This is a genomic window from Staphylococcus gallinarum (assembly GCF_000875895.1).
In the GTDB taxonomy this organism is placed as follows: Bacteria; Bacillota; Bacilli; order Staphylococcales; family Staphylococcaceae; genus Staphylococcus; species Staphylococcus gallinarum.
Window position 1 is genome coordinate 26598 of sequence record NZ_JXCF01000012.1, and the last position, 16564, is coordinate 43161.

A 16564-nucleotide genomic window follows, 5' to 3' on the forward strand; every position below is an offset into this window, starting at 1 on the left:
TCACTTTTATTAGTGAAACGTTAAATTAGTGTTTGTTCCTTTTATTTATTGTTGTTGTTTTAATACTCGTGACATTTCTTCAATTTTACCGGCATGTAATGGAATGTGTATCGCATTTAATACAAGCAATTCATCTAATGTATTACAACCTGCAATTGTTTCAGTCAATTCCTGTTCTAATTGTTGATCCGTTAAATTTCTCGCTCTATCAGGTACAGTTTTTAAATAATTAAAAATTTCATCGATTGATGGTATTTCTTTATCTCCCCATTCTGTTGGAGAACTACCATATCCGAATAATTCATTATATTTAACCACATCTACTTCGTTTTGTTCACATAGAGATAAGCCAGATTCAAATATCGTTAATACATGTCCGTATTGCCAATGAATTGTATTTGGAAACAGCTCAAATTTGTCATCTAAAACTTGATCGTTATCCCATTTTTCATATCCAGACAATAGATAATTAATTCCAGTATCAATAACCTCATAAACTGTTTTCTTTGTCATAATTATTCTCCCTTTCGTAAACAAGTTGAAAATCATACAAAGCATTACACCTTTGTAGCGAAACTATTTTCAACTCTACCCTAATATCAAATGTTTATTCAGTGCACAATAAATACTAGAATATTTATAAAATATCAATAGCTAATAAGTAGCATATCAAATTCATTCCTTATTAGAAATTAAATCAACTTATTAACACTAACATATGCTTTAATATTACGATGGAGTTAAACAAAGTATTAACCTTATTCAATAATTATTTCTGTAATATAGCTAATAATTGTAAAAAGGCAGGTGTACCTATATTGTCTTTACGATAAACAAAAGAAATGGGTACATCTTCAAAAATTTCATTTATTTCATAAAAATCAACATCAATATCAGGTCTGTTATGTAATACAGACAATGGTAACATTGCAATGCCTATGCCAGCTTTCACACAACCTAAAATACCATCTAAAGTATTTAAAGTCATGACACTTTGAATAGCTATATGATTATAGTCCAACCAATGTTCAAAGTAACTTCTATAAAAACAACCTTGTTCAAAGACAATAATTGATTGCGGTAAGTTGGTCTGTAACAAGTCCTCACTACCCTTTTGAGAAATAACAATCATTCTTTCTTCGTATAATGGGACTTGTAGCAGTTCTTTTTCATTAACCTCTCCTGATAAAAATGCGCCGTCTAGATTTCTAGCTTTAATATACTCAATGAGCTGTTTAGATGAACCAGTAGTAACATTTAATTTAGTGTTATTATCTGTTCTGCGAAAGGCTTCCAATATTTCAGGTAACCTTGTCGCTGCAATCGTTTCAATTGAACCAATTTTTAATGTAGATTGTTTTACTTTAACAATATCTGCTTCTGCTTTTGCTACAAGAGAAAGTATGTCATTAATATAAGTTAAGAGTACCTGACCTTTTGCTGTAGGTGTAATTTCTCTCTTATCTCTATAAAGTAGTTGCGCATCATAATGTTTTTCTAAGCGCTTAATCTTAGCAGTTACATTTGACTGTACGTAGTTTAATTCAACTGCAGCTTTGGTAAAACTTTTCATATCACATACCGTTTTAAATGTTTTTAAATCCTCAATTTGCATTTTTCATATCACTCCAATTTAACGCATCACGCTATAACTCTTAGCACTACTGATCAAACCAACCAATAAAATAACCGTTGCAAATCCTAAAGCTAAGTTATAATTTCCCGATTCACCTATCAAAACACCTGATATACTAGGCGCAATCATTTGTCCTACACTATAGATTACGGTTAACGAGGCAACAAAGTTAGTCTTAGTATTAAAGCGATACATCATAGTTTGACCTTGAGATAAAAAGAGTGTAGTTAGACCTAAGAAAGTACCACCAAATAATATAGAACTAATAATAATGCTAACTATATTATGAGAAAAGATTGGTAAACAAACACCAATTATCTGCAAAGTAAATGCTAAATATATTGCTTTCTCTCTAGTGATCTTATCAGCAATCATTGACCAAAGTACTGTTGAAGGAATTGCACCTAATCCAACAAACATCCAACTGAGCGAAGCATAGTCTGCAAATTGCGGTATAGATTTCACAATAACAACTAAAAATGTACCTGTTATAATATATCCTGCCCCCTCACAGAAATATGCAATATAGAAATACCTTTTAAATTTAGCATTAATAGATTGTGTTGCTAAATGGTTATGACCTTGTGCACTCTCCTTTTTCAAATGTGTATTATCTTTCATTGTAAAAAAGACAAACATGGCTATAATCATTGAAAATATACCTAATGTAATCCATAACGCTTGCCACGATACATAATCCGTAGCGAAAAATATATAAATACTACTTACAAAGAGTCCCATACCAACAGCACTATACAATAGACCAGAAATACTTTCTTTATATGCTTGTCTTAATGCATCTAACACAATATTAGAAGCCAATACAAACACTGTCCCACTAGTAATACCGCCTATTAAACGTAAGACCAACCATACAACATAATGGTTCGATACTCCCATTAATACTGTACTAGCAATATTAATTAGTAAATATATTTTCAAATCGATCGCTTTTGATTTGAAAATAAACCAAATTGGTATAATAGCGCCAATCAAATAACCTAAATAATTGGAAGTTGCTAAATAACCTGAAGTTTGACTATTTAACGCTGTAGCTGATTGCATAATCGGTAATATTGGTGTAAATGCAAACCTACTGATTGCCATAACTATAAATAAGGCTATCATTCCTGATATCAATTGCTTGTATGTTCTATCTAACATGCTTTGCCCTCTTTTCGAATCAGAATTATACTTTATATTATACGGCGAAAATACTATCAATAAAAATGATGATTTTTGATTAATTCAATCAACATTATTGATGGCAATTCTTCTGATTTAAGTCAATTTCTCCTTATAATTCTATAAATTTATTTTTCCTCTTATACGTATTTGTCTTGTAATCATGTTAGGTGAAGCATTTTCTAAATTGGTGCCATAGACATTACAATTCATTCTACACGTTATGATGACGTAACTTAGAGTTAAAAACGATGTCCCAGTGACGTGTAGTTGTGCTTATGATAATATCGAAATATAATCAATAGTATTAAGCGATAGACAATCTTTCGTATAATAGGAGGTATGATGATGACTTCGAAATCGGAGACCGGCAAGGTAATTTTAGATTTGGCTATTACATTAGACGGATTTATCGAAGGAGAAAATGGTGAAGTTGATTGGTGCATCATGGATCCTGAGATGTCCTTTACAACGTTCCTAAATCAAATTGACACAATACTATATGGAAGAAAAAGTTATGATTTATGGGGACAATTCACGCCAACGAATGACGCAACTGAAGATGAAAAGGAAATGTGGAATATAATTCACAGCAAAGTAAAATATGTATTTTCTAAATCGCAAACCTATCCAGAGGAAAATGTTCACGTTATCAGCGAAGATATTTCCAAAACAGTGAATCGATTAAAACAAGAATCTACAAAAAACCTATGGTTATATGGTGGTTCAAGCCTAATCACTACATTTATTGAATTAAATTTGATTGACGAATATAGACTCTCAATACACCCTGTTATCTTGGGATCAGGAAAACCACTATTCGATGATTTAAAGCATAGATTAAATTTAACATTGATTGAAACAAACACCTTTACTTCCGGTGTCGTTCAACTCATTTATCGTACCCACTAGAATTATAGAAATCTTGATGATAATATTATGCCAAACGTTTACTAAAAGTAAAATTAACATCAAAGTAATAAGACTGCTAATAGAAAAAAATTAATTAAAAAGTAATGATATCCATAACAATTTAATTAATGATAGCACTTTCTATTATGACTCATGCTTATAATCAATAAATTAACAACCTAACATCACCATAAACATATTAAATTGGTACAACAATACCACTGTTATTCACTTTATAAAAACAATCTATGCTAAAAATTATTCTAGCAGGAGTGATTTTATGAAAAAAGACGATAAACTAAATGTTTATGAAATGATATTTACTGTTATTGCTATCGTATTTCTAACCTTGGGAGCTTTAATCCTGTTTGATTATATACATATTAATAATCAATTTGGAAATTTATATTTTTTCGCCTTCTTTATAACCATGTTTATTATATATATTAGAAGATCGAAAATCATTGCGTTACTGTATTTAATAGCAGGTATTTTATATTTAATAAGTATAATAAATAATTAATGGCCATCTCTAAATTATAAATAGATGGTTACTTTGCTCTATTACCAATTTAGTTATGTAAACGAAGACTAAGAGTCAGCGACTATAAATTATCTATTGAAATTTTTTATATTTCCGCTACTAATCCAACTATTTTTTAAATACCTAAAATAAATATTAATAGTAGATACTCACTTTTAAACAATACAAATTACATTATATTTCATATAACAAAGACACCTCCCAAAAGTTTAGTATACTCATGGAAAGCGTCTCAAAGAATAATTTTAATGCCCGACAAGTTCAGCTGAACCTATCGGGCATTTATTTGAACTTTTTAAGTCATTGTTATGTCTTCGAAAATCGAAAAACGTTGTAACAACGGCTTTTATAAGCCGTTTTACATCATTCCTGGCATGCCACCCATACCTGCTTGAGCATCATTGCCATTATTTTCTTCTGGAATATTAGCAACTACCGCTTCAGTAGTTAAGAACATTGCCGCAACACTTGCTGCGTGTTGTAATGAAGAACGTGAAACTTTTGTTGGATCAACGATACCTGCATCCAACATGTTAACCCATTCATTTGTAGCTGCATTAAATCCTACACTGACTTCTGCATTTTTCAATCTTTCAACAATAACTGATCCTTCTAAACCAGCATTTTCAGCAATTTGGCGTACAGGTGCTTCTAATGCTTTCAATACGATGTTAACGCCTGTAGCTACATCACCTTCAGCATCAATTTGCGCCACTTTATCATAGATATTCATGAATGCAGTTCCACCACCTGCAACAATACCTTCTTCAACGGCAGCTCTTGTTGAGTTTAATGCATCTTCAATACGTAATTTACGTTCTTTTAATTCAGTTTCACTAGCTGCACCAACTTTAATTACTGCTACACCACCTGCTAATTTAGCAAGACGCTCTTGTAATTTTTCTCTATCAAAGTCTGAATCTGTTTCTTCAATTTGAGCTTTGATTTGACTGACACGTGCATCGATATTGTTTTGGTCTCCATTACCATCTACAACAGTAGTATTATCTTTAGTAATTTCTGCTTTATTAGCAGTACCTAACATATCTATTGTCGCATCTTTCAGCTCTAACCCAAGGTCATCTGTAATCACTTGTGCACCTGTTAAGATTGCTAAATCTTCTAACATTGCTTTACGACGGTCACCAAAGCCAGGTGCTTTGACTGCTACTGCAGTAAATGTACCGCGCATACGGTTTAAAACGATATTTGTTAATGCGTCGCCTTCAACGTCATCTGCAACTATTAAGATTGGTCTGCTTGCTTGAACTACTTGCTCAAGTAATGGCAAGATATCTTGGAATGATGAAATTTTCTTATCAGTGATTAAAATGTACGGTCTTTCAAGATCTGCAATCATTTTATCTGAATCAGTAACCATATATGGAGATTGATATCCTCTATCAAATTGCATACCTTCAACGACTTCTAATTCTGTATTGAAGCCACTTGATTCTTCAATAGTTATAACTCCGTCATTACCTACTTTTTCCATAGCTTCAGAAATATATTTACCAATTTCTTCGTCAGCTGCAGAAATTGAACCAACTTGTGCGATTTCATTTTTATTTTCTACTTTTTGAGAAATATCATGTAAAGCAGTTATTGCAACTTCAACAGCTTTATCAATTCCTTGACGTAAACCAACTGGGTTAGCACCACTTGTAACGTTTTTAAGTCCTTCTTGAATCATCGCTTGCGCTAGTACCGTTGCAGTTGTTGTACCATCACCAGCTATTTCATTGGTTTTGTTTGCTACTTCTTGTACTAATTTCGCCCCCATATTTTCGTATGGATCTTCTAGTTCAATTTCTTTAGCGATTGTTACACCATCATTAGTAATCAGTGGTGAAGTATATTCTTTATCTAAAACAACATTACGACCTTTTGGCCCAATTGTTACTTTGACTGCGTTGGCTAATTTATCTACACCTCGTAGCATTGCTTGACGTGCATCTTCTGAAAACTTCAAATCTTTCGCCATAATTTTCTTACCCCCGTGCTGTAATTTTTATTGTTAAAATATATATATAAGGTCTTTATTCTTCAATAATTGCTAAAATGTCATCTTCATTAACGATTAAGTATGTTTCGTCTCCACGTTTAACTTCTGTACCAGCATATTGTTGGAAGACTACTTTATCGCCTTTATTAACTTCAGGAACAACTCGAGTACCATTTTCTAAAGTACGTCCTGCACCTACTTCTACAACAGTTCCTTCGTTAGATTTTTCTTTAGCGCTATCTGTTAATACGATTCCGCTTTTCGTTGTTTGTTCTTGTTCTGTTTTTTGTATAATCACTCGACTACCTAATGGCTTTAACATTGACTGTTCCTCCTCAAAATAGTAAATCGTTAGCACTTAATGTACTTGAGTGCTAATACACTTTCTATAATAATCAAATTTGGTCAATAATTCAAGTTAAAACTATTCATCGTAAATTTTGTACATGTCTGCTATTTACGATAGAATAAATACTATACTTATTATTGGAGGTTCACCATGTCTCGATTATGGGCGTCAATTTTGACATTATTAATTTATGGACTAGCACAATTAGGAGTAGTCATACTTCAATTGTTAGGCCTTTTTGACAATCTTTCTGGGAAAGAATTGCTTTTTGCTAGTATATATTCTCAGGTAGCTTGCTTTATTGTAGCTGCAATACTCATCATACTTATTAATCTTTTTATAAAAAACCCTTCCTACATTGAACGTCAAACCAAGGAAAAGAAAAGATATGTAATATTGTGGGCAGTTGTTGGTTTTGCTATAGTAATGATATATCAAATTATTGCTGGTACAATAAATATGTACGTATTTGGAGCACCAAATAAAAGCCCTAATACTGCAAGATTAATGAAAGTCGCACAAGAAATACCTTTATTTATAATCTTAATATCAACAGTAGGTCCCATTCTAGAAGAGTTTGTATTTAGAAAGGTTATATTCGGGGAAATATATAACTTAATCAAAGGAAATAAAGTAGTAAGCTTTCTTATAGCAGCAATCGTTAGTTCTATAATCTTTAGTGCTGCTCACGGCGACCCTTCATTCTTTATTATTTATTTTGGTATGGGATTTATCTTTTCTGCATTATATGCATATACAAAGCGCATTTGGGTTCCTATTTTAGTACATATTATGCAAAATAGTTTAGTTGTCATTATCCAAATTGTTATTGGACCTGAAAAAATAAAACAACTACAAGAAACAACATCATTTATCATTCATTTCATTTGTTGATATTGACTAATAAAAAAATAGAGCTAATCTATTATGATTAGCTCTATTTTTTTAGCAATTATTTAAGACTTCACAATTTTCTTTTTAACATCCTATCTTAATGTTTCATTTTATTTACATAAGTAGCGAATAGTTTATTTTCTTCTATGAACAAAGTAACCAATCACCATTCCTAAGAATATAACTATCATTGCAGTTATTAATGCAAATAATGTTCTTTCAAATTTGATATCAATCGCTGAACTTTCATTCTTTTCTTTTGTATCTGTCAGTTCTTCTTCACTACTTGAATGATATTCATACTTACCTGAAGATGCTTTCGTTTTAGGATTTTTCAAATCAGGCATTGAACCAATATCCCCTGTAATTAATGCTAATACTTGTTTATCTAAATTTTTATAATACGTACTTGATTTTAGAGGATTAAAATATTCAAATTTAAAATAGTTTGTTCCTTTTTGCAATGAATTTAAATATGCATTATCTTCAAATCTCTGCTTTTTTAAAACTGCAGAGATTTCTTTATCGGTGACACTTGCGGCTTTGTTGTTTAATTCTCGAACCTGATTTAACACAAATGGATTATATTTAAACGATCCACTAGACATTTGTTTAAAACGATTCACAACTCTTGTATCACCATTATTACGGTTAATTTGTTGTTCCTTATTTGCTGACAATTCGCCATAGGTTACCCCATTATTTTCATCTGAACTATATTGTGGTGCAGCTGTATTCACTGGATGTTCAGAAGCATGATTATCTTGGTTGTGATTTACTGTTGTAGTATCTGTGTTGACCGAATGGTGACTCGATTGATTTCCTGTATTACTACTAGCTGTCGTATTATCTGGTCGCGTATTCTGAGTAGTATGGGTATCACCTGGAGTTATCGTCGATGCATCATCATGTGTTGGTTGTTCGGTTGATTGATGCCCTGAATTGTCTGGTTCATTCGAACTTGGCATCTGTCCTGTACTATCATCCTCTGATTTATCCGGTGATGTTGGTTGATGCGGTTTATCCGTATTATTAGGTTTACTTGGTGGCTGCATATCACCTGTTTGAGAATCATCATCTCCAGTATTATCAGGTTGCGTCGTACTATTAGAATCATCTGATCCTGTACCATCCGTTTGCCCTGAATTGCCTGTTGAATCACCAGTTGATGAGCCATCTGATCCTGTACCATCTGTTTGCCCTGAATTGTCTGTTGAATCATCACCATTTGAGTCATTTGAATTATCTGGAGCATTTGGTTTTGAATCGTCCGAAGTATCTCCAGTATGACTAGGTGGTGGTTTCACATCACTATTCGGTTGATTTGTGTCATCTGGATTTTCTGATGAATTGTCTCCATCTGCTTGAGAATTATCATCATCTCCAGTGTTATCAGGATTCACATTATCATCTGGATTATCAGGTTGCGTCGTACTATTAGAATCATCTGATCCTGTACCATCTGTTTGCCCTGAATTGTCTGTTGAATCACCAGTTGATGAGCCATCTGATCCTGTACCATCTGTTTGATTTGAATTGCCTGTTGAATCATCACCATTTGAGTCATTTGAATTATCTGTAGTATTTGGTTTTGAATCGTCTGATGCATCTCCTGTATTCGTTGTACTGTCTGAGCCATCCTGTGGCGTTGAATTATTTGAACCTGATGTATCGTTATTCGTCCCATCTGTCTGGCTTGGATTAGTGTTATCAGTTGGGACATTAGAGTTTGATTGATCATCAGAATTTGGTATTGAATTATCAATACGATCTGTATCGGTTGGATTTTCAGTACTCGGCTCATTGTTATTATCTGACTGACTTGGCTCACCATTATTATTAGGTTCCCCACTATCTGAATCATCCGTACTATAATCTGGCAAAGTCTCTCCTGTACCATCATCTGAATTTGAATCATTTGTCTCAGAATCATTTGATTGTTCTGTCGTATTATCTTCTTGCGGTATCGAATCTGTTTGATTCGAATTAATATCTTGCGTTAATAGCGTATCTTGCGATTTACTATCATCAGCTGTCGTGTTAGTATTCGTTGGTTGTTCTGTCACATCTTGATAAGTTGTTGTGGCCTTATCACTGTTCAAGGTGTTTTGACTATTATTATCACTCGTGTTTGTAACGTCTGCATTATTATTTGTTTCCGGATATTTAACATTTCTCATTAAACTATCTCGTTGATTTGTATCTCTATTTTCTATATTATCTACACTTTTGTATTGTGAATCATTATTTTGTTGTATTGCACCATATGTCGGCTTTGTAACTAACACAGTACTAAGTGCAAATACAAAGCTTGAAACGACCATTTTTTGTGAAAAAGGATGCTTCATTAATTCGCCTCCCTAAAATTTCTCATATCAATTTCAGTATATTAGAATTCATCTATTATTTCATTAAAAGTTAGTTATTGAAAGATAATATTAATATCTTTGAAATTTTATGTAAAAACCTATTTACAAACTAAGATATAATTATTATACTTAATATATAATTTAAATCGGATAAGGAGTTTTAGCCATGGGTTTATTTAATAAAAACACAAAAACATTAGATAGTTTTCAAAATGCAGTCGAAACACGACGCACAATTTATAGTTTAGAAAAAGAAATTTCAATTTCAGATAAAGAAGTAGAATCAATCATTGAACATGCAATCAAACATGTTCCATCTTCATTTAACTCACAATCTACTCGTATTGTCTTATTATTAAATGATAAACATGATGCGTTTTGGGATATTACAAAAAATGAATTGAAAAAAGTTATGGGTGACGACAGAGACTTCCAACCTACATCAGATAAAATTGATAACTTTAAACATGCATACGGTACAATTCTTTACTTTGAAGACACAGAAGTTGTTGAGGGATTACAACAGCAAATGCCAAGTTATGCTGAAAACTTCGCAATTTGGTCTAATCAAACTAATGCAATGCATCAATTTGCAGTATGGACTGCTTTAAGCACTGAAGGTATAGGCGCGTCATTACAACACTATAACCCATTAGTAGACGAAGCTACACAAGAAGCTTTTGATATTCCAAAAACATGGAAATTAATTGCTCAAATGCCATTTGGTAACATTCGTGAAGCTGCTGGAGAAAAAGAATTCCAAGATGTTAACGCTCGTTTCTTAGTAAGAAAATAGCTCTAAATTAATATAGAAGTTAATCAATAGTATATAGTAATAAAAAGTAAGTATTTTGATTGAATCATAATACTTACTTTTTTGGATGAAATTATTTTTACTATATGTATATTAGATTAACTTCTTTTTTATTGGTTAAATTCGAATAATTTTGAATTATCTATATTTATTTAGTATATTAACTCTAACAACAAATTAAGGGGCGATTTAAATGAATATAGAGATCTTTCAATTTAAAGTAGAACCTGCAAACGTAACTTTAAATGAAGAAACTATCTTAAATTGGTTTGAAAAATATGTTTCCAATGACACTGACCTGGTTGTTTTACCAGAAATGTGGAACAACGGCTATGCTCTTCCCCAATTACATCAACTCGCTGATAAAAATTTAACACGCAGTTATGCTTTTATTAGTAAATTAGCTAAACAATTTAAAGTAGATATTGTAGCTGGTTCAGTGTCAAATTCTAAAAATGATCATATTTATAATAGTGCTTTTACAGTGACAAAAGATGGTACTTTAGTAAATAGTTATGACAAAGTGCATCTAGTCCCTATGCTAGACGAACCTAGATTTATGACGCCTGGCACAACTGTACCAGAGAAATTCAAACTTTCTAATGGTATCGAAGCTACACAAATCATCTGTTATGATTTGCGCTTCCCTGAATTATTGAGATATCCAGCAAAAAATGGCGCACAAATTGCATTTTATGTGGCACAATGGCCTGAAGTAAGAGCGAATCATTGGTTAGCATTATTACAGGCTCGCGCTATTGAAAATAATATCTTTATTGTTGCATGTAATGGCTGTGGAGATGACGGCAATACATTATATGCTGGAAAGTCAGCAGTGATTAATCCGAACGGTGAAATTGTAGAACAGCTCAAAGAAAAAGAAGGACATATAACATGCGAGATAGATTTAAACGAAGTTGAACAGCAAAGAGCTGCCATACCTGTATTTGATAATTTAAGAACTGATTTATATAAATACTAAAAAACATAAAAAAACCGTGAGCTTGGGAGGGGCTCACGGTTTTTGTAACTTATTATTAAGGGAATGTTTTTACAGTTAATTCTCTATCTATTTTTTGGGGATGTTATTAATTATGAAAAAATTTTTAGTGAATTTACCGTTAATTAATGATAAATTGAATGATGTTTACGATAGCTTACATCTTAACATTCCAAACATCTCTGTTATAGATGTTTGAATATTGATTTCAGACTGGGAAAGGTCTGTCCTCAATGTGTAATACCCTTTGCTTAAAGACTGGGAAAATCCTTATCACAAAAGTATTAATGGCACTCATCTGAGACTGGGAATTGATCTCATGTTTGAGTGATTAATTGATACTTGATTTAAAGACTGGGAATGATCTTAAATCAATGTAATAGCTCGTACTTAATTTGTGACTGGGAAAGGTCAATGATATTAAGTACTTTAAAATACTCATTTTGAGACTGGGAATGGTCTATTAAGTATGAGTAATAAATGATACGCATTCGAGATTGGGAAAGATCTACGAATGTGTTACTGTTGATTTGCGACTGGGAATAATCATCAAATCAAAAAAACTGATAAAACAATATTCTGACATATAGAATTGGGAATATTCTATAACATCAAAATAACTTTGCTTATTCTATTGAATAAAACAAAATTGTGCTATTTTACAAAGTCACTAACTAATGCTGAAAAGTAATTTGTCACTACATCAGCCTCCTTTGTTTGTATTCAAAGAATTGAAAAACGACCACTATTACCAGTATTTCACTCAACTATACAAAAGTGAACTTACCTTTAATAGTTAATTAATTGAACCCCTGCTCTTAAGTTCAATCAATCATAATCATTACAAACAAAATGATTAATGATTTGTAAAATGTTTATCACTTCTTTGTGATACATGACCATTTAACCATGAATTAAAAGTGACTTGGTCATTTTTTCTTAACTTGTCAAAATTTATTCCAAACTGCAAAAATATATATGTTAAAATTAAACAGATAGGTAAATGAAACAGTTAGGAACTCAAAAAGTACAGTTGAGCAATAAGACGCTCAAAACTTAATTAAATTTGTATAATACAAGCAAGGAGAGAAGCGTAATGTCTAAGCTTATTGATAATAAAATCGAACAATTTTCACGTTATTTGCAACAACGCAATAATTTAGAACATATTGAGTTTTTAAAAATCCGTTTGGGTATGCAAGCAGTTGCAATTAACTTTTTTAAAGCATTAGTTACTTATGGCGTTTCTATCCTCTGTCATCTCTTTTTATACACTTTAACTGTACATTTAACTTATTTTTTCATTAGGCTTTATGCACACGGTGCACATGCGAAATCATCATTTTTGTGTCACGTGCAAAATTTATTGCTTTTTGTTTTATTACCTTGGTTAATTGGGTATATGCAAGTGTCTCCATTAATAATGTATATACTTGCAATAATGGGATTTATTATTCTTGTTATTTATGCACCTGCAGAAACCAAGAAGCAACCTATACCTGAAAGACTTCGAAAAGGTAAGAAAATAAAAACGATTGTAGTAACTTTATTATTATTAGTGATTTCAGTATTTTTCTCTGAACCCTATCAACAATTAATACTTTTGGGTATTGTATTAATTTCAGTGGTTCAACTACCAATATTTTTCCCTAAGGAGGATGTTTCATAATGAATATTTTAGATTCTTTATTAAATTTAGCTACTAAATTCTTTTCAGCATTAGGTGCTTCAGTTGGTGCTAGACCATGTGGCGGTTTCTTTGATGAGCCAGAAGTACCAGCAGAAATAACAGAATTACACAAATAATTGGTCAGTAGAAAGTGTGTAAAGAATGACAATATTAACTTCACTTACATTATCAATATTTCAAGCTGTTATACTATTTATTATTATCAAGATAATTAATGGTATATCTTATAATCCCTTCAACTATTGTATTCTATTTTTTCCATAATAAAGCAATGATCTTTCTTTTACTCTGTTCTGTTATTTATATGTATTTCAAAAATAGGATTATTGGCTTTGTTTCTGTATTAATTAGTTTCTTTATATTATACATAGCCAACTTTATAACTATATGGTTAGCAACTATTTCATATAACCTTATTGAAAGTGATTTGCTTTTTAATTCCCTTTATTTGATATTATTTGCTGTTACAACCTTAGGGTTTTCTTTTATTTCAAGATATTTTGTGAAGAAATTATTATCATCGGACTTATCATTCAATAAAATTTATTTGACTATTGTAGCGTTATTTTTATTAACTTGTTTATTAGTTGTTTATTTCTATTTACCTAATCAAATTATGTCATTTGCGGATACAAAATTTTTAGTAGTGTTATACTCAATTTTCATCATTACGCTAGCTATTCTAATTATCACAATTTCATTTAGTATTGTAAGGCAGATTCAGTATAAACGTAATATGCAAGAAATTGAAAATTATTACAAATATACACTGCAAATTGAAAACATTAATAATGAAATGCGTAAGTTTAGACATGATTATGTAAATATTTTGTCCACCATGTCAGAATTTATTAGAGAAAATGATATGGACGGTTTAAAAAAATACTTCAATGAAGAAATTTTACCAATGCAAGATAGTATGCAAATGAATGCCATTAAGATCAATGGTATTGAAAATTTAAAAGTACGAGAGATAAAAGGTTTGTTAACAACTAAAATATTACAAGCTCAAGAGAAAAATATTCGTATCAGTATTGAAGTTCCAGAACCAATTGACAAAATAGACATGCCTATCGTTAATTTAAGTCGAGCCATTGGCATAATTTTAGATAATGCAATTGAAGCATCAGAAAAAATTGAAGATGATCCCTTGATTCGCATTGCCTTTATCAAAAATAATGATGATTCTGTTATGTTTATTGTTATGAATAAATGTGAGCCTGATATGCCTAGAGTACACACCCTCTTTAAAGAAAACTTTTCTACAAAAGGGAAAAATCGTGGATTAGGTCTTTCTACCTTAAAGGAATTGACAGATACAACTTCTAATGTTTTATTAGATACAACAATTGATAATAATTACTTTATTCAAAAAGTGGAAATTTTAAATTCTAATTCATAAGGACGTGGAAACATGAAGATATTCATTTGTGAAGATGACCCAAAACAGCGCGAGAATATGATTTCAATTATAAACAATTACATTATGATTGAAGAAAAACCTATGGAAATTGAAGTTGCTACAGATGATCCTTATGAAATTTTAGAACGTTCTAAAGATTTAAATGACATTGGTTGTTATTTTTTAGATATTCAACTTGAAGCGGATATTAATGGAATAAAGTTAGCAAGTGAGATTCGAAAGCATGACCCAGTGGGAAATATTATTTTTGTGACAAGTCATAGTGAGTTAACTTATTTAACTTTTGTTTATAAAGTTGCTGCAATGGATTTTATCTTTAAAGATGATCCAGATGAACTTAAATCAAGAATAATAGACTGTTTAGAAACTTCAGAATCTAGATTAAAATTATTATCTAAAGAAAGTAATGTCGAAACAATTGAGTTAAAGCGTGGTAGTAATTCGGTTTATGTGCAATATGATGATGTCATGTTTTTCGAGTCTTCATCAAAATCACATCGGTTGATAGCACATTTGGATAATCGTCAAATTGAATTTTATGGCAACTTAAAGGAAATTGATCAATTAGATGAAAGATTTTTCCGTTGTCATAATAGCTTTGTCGTAAATCGACACAACATAGAATCAATAGACTCTAAATCTCGTATCGTATATTTTAAAAATAGTGAACATTGTTATGCATCAGTAAGGAACGTTAAAAAAATATAATTCATAAATAGTAAACGCCATATAAAGTATCCTTTCATAGTGAAAGCTTTATATGGCGTTTTATTTTGTTATTTATTTAATGCTGCATTTACTTCTTCTAAATTTGGCAAACTATCAATTGCTCCGTATTTCGTAGTAACCATAGCTGCTACATAGTTACTGAAATTTAGAATTGCTTGCCCTTCCTCTTTTAATTGAATTACTGCATTTGTACTGTCTGATGTTAACAATCTGCTGATTAATGCACCGATAAATGCATCACCAGCGCCAGTTGTATCGATGGCTTTTACTTTAATGCCTTGTTGTTCTATAATAGTCCCGTCTTTAAAGTATAACACCGCTCCGTCTGGGCCTTTCGTATAAATAACAACTTCAACATCGCCTTGAAATAACCATTGAATAGCTTGTTTTTCATTTTCCTCGCCTGTCACAAATGTTAATTCTTCATCCGAAATTTTAATAATGTTAGCTAGTGATAGAAATTCATGAATTGCGTTTTTGCAATCCGCTTCACTATCCCATAATGGTAATCTAACATTTGGATCAAAGACAATTGTGCCGCCTGCTGATTTAACCTTATCAATCAATGCTTTATGTGCTTTTTTCATAGGGCTTTCTACTAGATCAACTGAACAAAAGTGTAGTATATCCTTATTAGTTACTTCAATATTTGTGACATCTTCCTCAGAAAACAACATATCTGCAGATGGTTTACGATAAAATGAAAAATCACGTTCTCCATCTTTAGTTAAGCTTACAAATGCTAGAGCAGTGTTTGCCTCATGTGTTCGCTTTAAATAACTTGTCTGAACACCGATTGTTTCAATCGTTTCGACTATTAAATCACCAAATGCATCATCACCTAATTGCGTAATCATTTCAGCATTACCACCTAACTTAGTCGCTGTACAAGCAACGTTACATGGCGCGCCACCTACTTGGCGAGAAAATCCTTCTACATCCTTTAATTTAGAATCTGTTGTATTAGGTATAAAATCTATAAGTGCTTCTCCAATTGCTAGTAAACGTTTCATA

General features: G+C 31.6%; 15 protein-coding genes and 1 pseudogene. 9 read left to right on the forward strand and 7 right to left on the reverse strand.

Annotated features, from left to right (window positions below):
- Nucleotides 1-45 precede the first annotated feature (45 nt).
- The 3 genes from SH09_RS09385 to SH09_RS09395 all read right to left on the reverse strand — a co-directional run bounded on the left by SH09_RS09385 (nucleotide 46) and on the right by SH09_RS09395 (nucleotide 2800).
- Complete coding sequence (locus tag SH09_RS09385; protein WP_042739391.1) at nucleotides 46-513, reverse strand: DinB family protein; 468 nt, start codon at nucleotides 511-513, stop codon at nucleotides 46-48.
- A gap of 256 nt (nucleotides 514-769) precedes the next feature.
- A complete protein-coding gene (locus SH09_RS09390) occupies nucleotides 770-1615 on the reverse strand; it encodes a LysR family transcriptional regulator (RefSeq protein ID WP_042739392.1) in 846 nt (281 codons plus the stop codon).
- A gap of 18 nt (nucleotides 1616-1633) precedes the next feature.
- Nucleotides 1634-2800: a YbfB/YjiJ family MFS transporter gene (locus tag SH09_RS09395; protein WP_042739393.1), complete on the reverse strand. Its 1167-nt coding sequence runs from the start codon at nucleotides 2798-2800 to the stop codon at nucleotides 1634-1636.
- A 369-nt stretch (nucleotides 2801-3169) separates the two neighbouring features.
- Here SH09_RS09395 and SH09_RS09400 point away from each other — a divergent pair, with 369 nt between their 5' ends.
- Together SH09_RS09400 and SH09_RS09405 are read left to right on the forward strand one after the other, a co-directional pair.
- Nucleotides 3170-3733 (forward strand): dihydrofolate reductase family protein, encoded by a 564-nt coding sequence (locus SH09_RS09400; protein WP_042739394.1) that lies wholly within the window; start codon nucleotides 3170-3172, stop codon nucleotides 3731-3733.
- A 280-nt stretch (nucleotides 3734-4013) separates the two neighbouring features.
- A complete protein-coding gene (locus SH09_RS09405) occupies nucleotides 4014-4256 on the forward strand; it encodes a hypothetical protein (protein WP_042739395.1) in 243 nt (80 codons plus the stop codon).
- 379 nt (nucleotides 4257-4635) lie between these two features.
- On the opposite strand, the gene groL is transcribed toward SH09_RS09405, so the two are convergent.
- On the reverse strand, nucleotides 4636-6261 hold the full coding sequence (gene groL / locus SH09_RS09410) for a chaperonin GroEL (protein ID WP_042739396.1): 1626 nt from the start codon (nucleotides 6259-6261) through the stop codon (nucleotides 4636-4638).
- Between the two features lie 55 nt (nucleotides 6262-6316).
- A complete protein-coding gene (gene groES, locus SH09_RS09415) occupies nucleotides 6317-6604 on the reverse strand; it encodes a co-chaperone GroES (protein WP_042739397.1) in 288 nt (95 codons plus the stop codon).
- 177 nt (nucleotides 6605-6781) lie between these two features.
- Between groES and mroQ the strand changes: the two genes are divergently transcribed.
- The gene (mroQ, locus tag SH09_RS09420; protein WP_042739398.1) at nucleotides 6782-7525 is read left to right on the forward strand and encodes an intramembrane glutamic endopeptidase MroQ; all 744 of its coding nucleotides are present in this window, start codon (nucleotides 6782-6784) and stop codon (nucleotides 7523-7525) included.
- A gap of 134 nt (nucleotides 7526-7659) precedes the next feature.
- Here mroQ and SH09_RS15800 read toward each other — a convergent pair whose 3' ends face one another.
- Nucleotides 7660-9873, reverse strand: coding sequence for an SdrH family protein (locus SH09_RS15800; protein ID WP_052495431.1), 2214 nt, complete (start codon nucleotides 9871-9873; stop codon nucleotides 7660-7662).
- A gap of 187 nt (nucleotides 9874-10060) precedes the next feature.
- On the opposite strand from SH09_RS15800, the gene SH09_RS09430 reads away from it, so the two are divergent.
- The 6 genes and pseudogenes from SH09_RS09430 (at nucleotide 10061) to agrA (ending at nucleotide 15529) form a co-directional block, all read left to right on the forward strand.
- Nucleotides 10061-10690: a nitroreductase family protein gene (locus tag SH09_RS09430; protein WP_042739399.1), complete on the forward strand. Its 630-nt coding sequence runs from the start codon at nucleotides 10061-10063 to the stop codon at nucleotides 10688-10690.
- A gap of 211 nt (nucleotides 10691-10901) precedes the next feature.
- Nucleotides 10902-11690, forward strand: coding sequence for a carbon-nitrogen family hydrolase (locus SH09_RS09435; RefSeq protein WP_042739400.1), 789 nt, complete (start codon nucleotides 10902-10904; stop codon nucleotides 11688-11690).
- Nucleotides 11691-12804: 1114 nt separating this feature from the next.
- Nucleotides 12805-13377 carry an accessory gene regulator AgrB gene (locus SH09_RS09440; RefSeq protein WP_042739401.1) on the forward strand — a complete coding sequence of 191 codons (573 nt, stop codon included), beginning with the start codon at nucleotides 12805-12807 and terminating at the stop codon, nucleotides 13375-13377.
- Nucleotides 13377-13514, forward strand: coding sequence for a cyclic lactone autoinducer peptide AgrD (agrD, locus tag SH09_RS09445; RefSeq protein ID WP_042739402.1), 138 nt, complete (start codon nucleotides 13377-13379; stop codon nucleotides 13512-13514). Before SH09_RS09440 ends, agrD begins: the two co-directional genes overlap by 1 nt.
- Before the next feature lie 25 nt (nucleotides 13515-13539).
- Nucleotides 13540-14800: pseudogene (agrC, locus tag SH09_RS09450) on the forward strand (quorum-sensing sensor histidine kinase AgrC).
- Nucleotides 14801-14812: 12 nt separating this feature from the next.
- Nucleotides 14813-15529: a quorum-sensing response regulator AgrA gene (gene agrA, locus SH09_RS09455; protein ID WP_042739403.1), complete on the forward strand. Its 717-nt coding sequence runs from the start codon at nucleotides 14813-14815 to the stop codon at nucleotides 15527-15529.
- A 68-nt stretch (nucleotides 15530-15597) separates the two neighbouring features.
- On the opposite strand, the gene SH09_RS09460 is transcribed toward agrA, so the two are convergent.
- Nucleotides 15598-16563 (reverse strand): carbohydrate kinase family protein, encoded by a 966-nt coding sequence (locus SH09_RS09460; RefSeq protein WP_042739404.1) that lies wholly within the window; start codon nucleotides 16561-16563, stop codon nucleotides 15598-15600.
- Nucleotide 16564 lies beyond the last annotated feature (1 nt).

What these genes read in the sequence shown, in the direction of transcription:
- SH09_RS09435 (WP_042739400.1), top strand. Translation starts at nt 10,902, where the DNA reads ATGAATATAGAGATCTTTCAATTTAAAGTAGAACCTGCAAACGTAACT.
- agrA (WP_042739403.1), top strand. Translation starts at nt 14,813, where the DNA reads ATGAAGATATTCATTTGTGAAGATGACCCAAAACAGCGCGAGAATATG.
- mroQ (WP_042739398.1), top strand. Translation starts at nt 6,782, where the DNA reads ATGTCTCGATTATGGGCGTCAATTTTGACATTATTAATTTATGGACTA.
- SH09_RS09395 (WP_042739393.1), bottom strand. Translation starts at nt 2,800, where the DNA reads ATGTTAGATAGAACATACAAGCAATTGATATCAGGAATGATAGCCTTA.
- SH09_RS09390 (WP_042739392.1), bottom strand. Translation starts at nt 1,615, where the DNA reads ATGCAAATTGAGGATTTAAAAACATTTAAAACGGTATGTGATATGAAA.
- groES (WP_042739397.1), bottom strand. Translation starts at nt 6,604, where the DNA reads ATGTTAAAGCCATTAGGTAGTCGAGTGATTATACAAAAAACAGAACAA.
- SH09_RS09460 (WP_042739404.1), bottom strand. Translation starts at nt 16,563, where the DNA reads ATGAAACGTTTACTAGCAATTGGAGAAGCACTTATAGATTTTATACCT.
- SH09_RS15800 (WP_052495431.1), bottom strand. Translation starts at nt 9,873, where the DNA reads ATGAAGCATCCTTTTTCACAAAAAATGGTCGTTTCAAGCTTTGTATTT.
- SH09_RS09400 (WP_042739394.1), top strand. Translation starts at nt 3,170, where the DNA reads ATGACTTCGAAATCGGAGACCGGCAAGGTAATTTTAGATTTGGCTATT.
- SH09_RS09405 (WP_042739395.1), top strand. Translation starts at nt 4,014, where the DNA reads ATGAAAAAAGACGATAAACTAAATGTTTATGAAATGATATTTACTGTT.
- groL (WP_042739396.1), bottom strand. Translation starts at nt 6,261, where the DNA reads ATGGCGAAAGATTTGAAGTTTTCAGAAGATGCACGTCAAGCAATGCTA.
- agrD (WP_042739402.1), top strand. Translation starts at nt 13,377, where the DNA reads ATGAATATTTTAGATTCTTTATTAAATTTAGCTACTAAATTCTTTTCA.
- SH09_RS09440 (WP_042739401.1), top strand. Translation starts at nt 12,805, where the DNA reads ATGTCTAAGCTTATTGATAATAAAATCGAACAATTTTCACGTTATTTG.
- SH09_RS09430 (WP_042739399.1), top strand. Translation starts at nt 10,061, where the DNA reads ATGGGTTTATTTAATAAAAACACAAAAACATTAGATAGTTTTCAAAAT.
- SH09_RS09385 (WP_042739391.1), bottom strand. Translation starts at nt 513, where the DNA reads ATGACAAAGAAAACAGTTTATGAGGTTATTGATACTGGAATTAATTAT.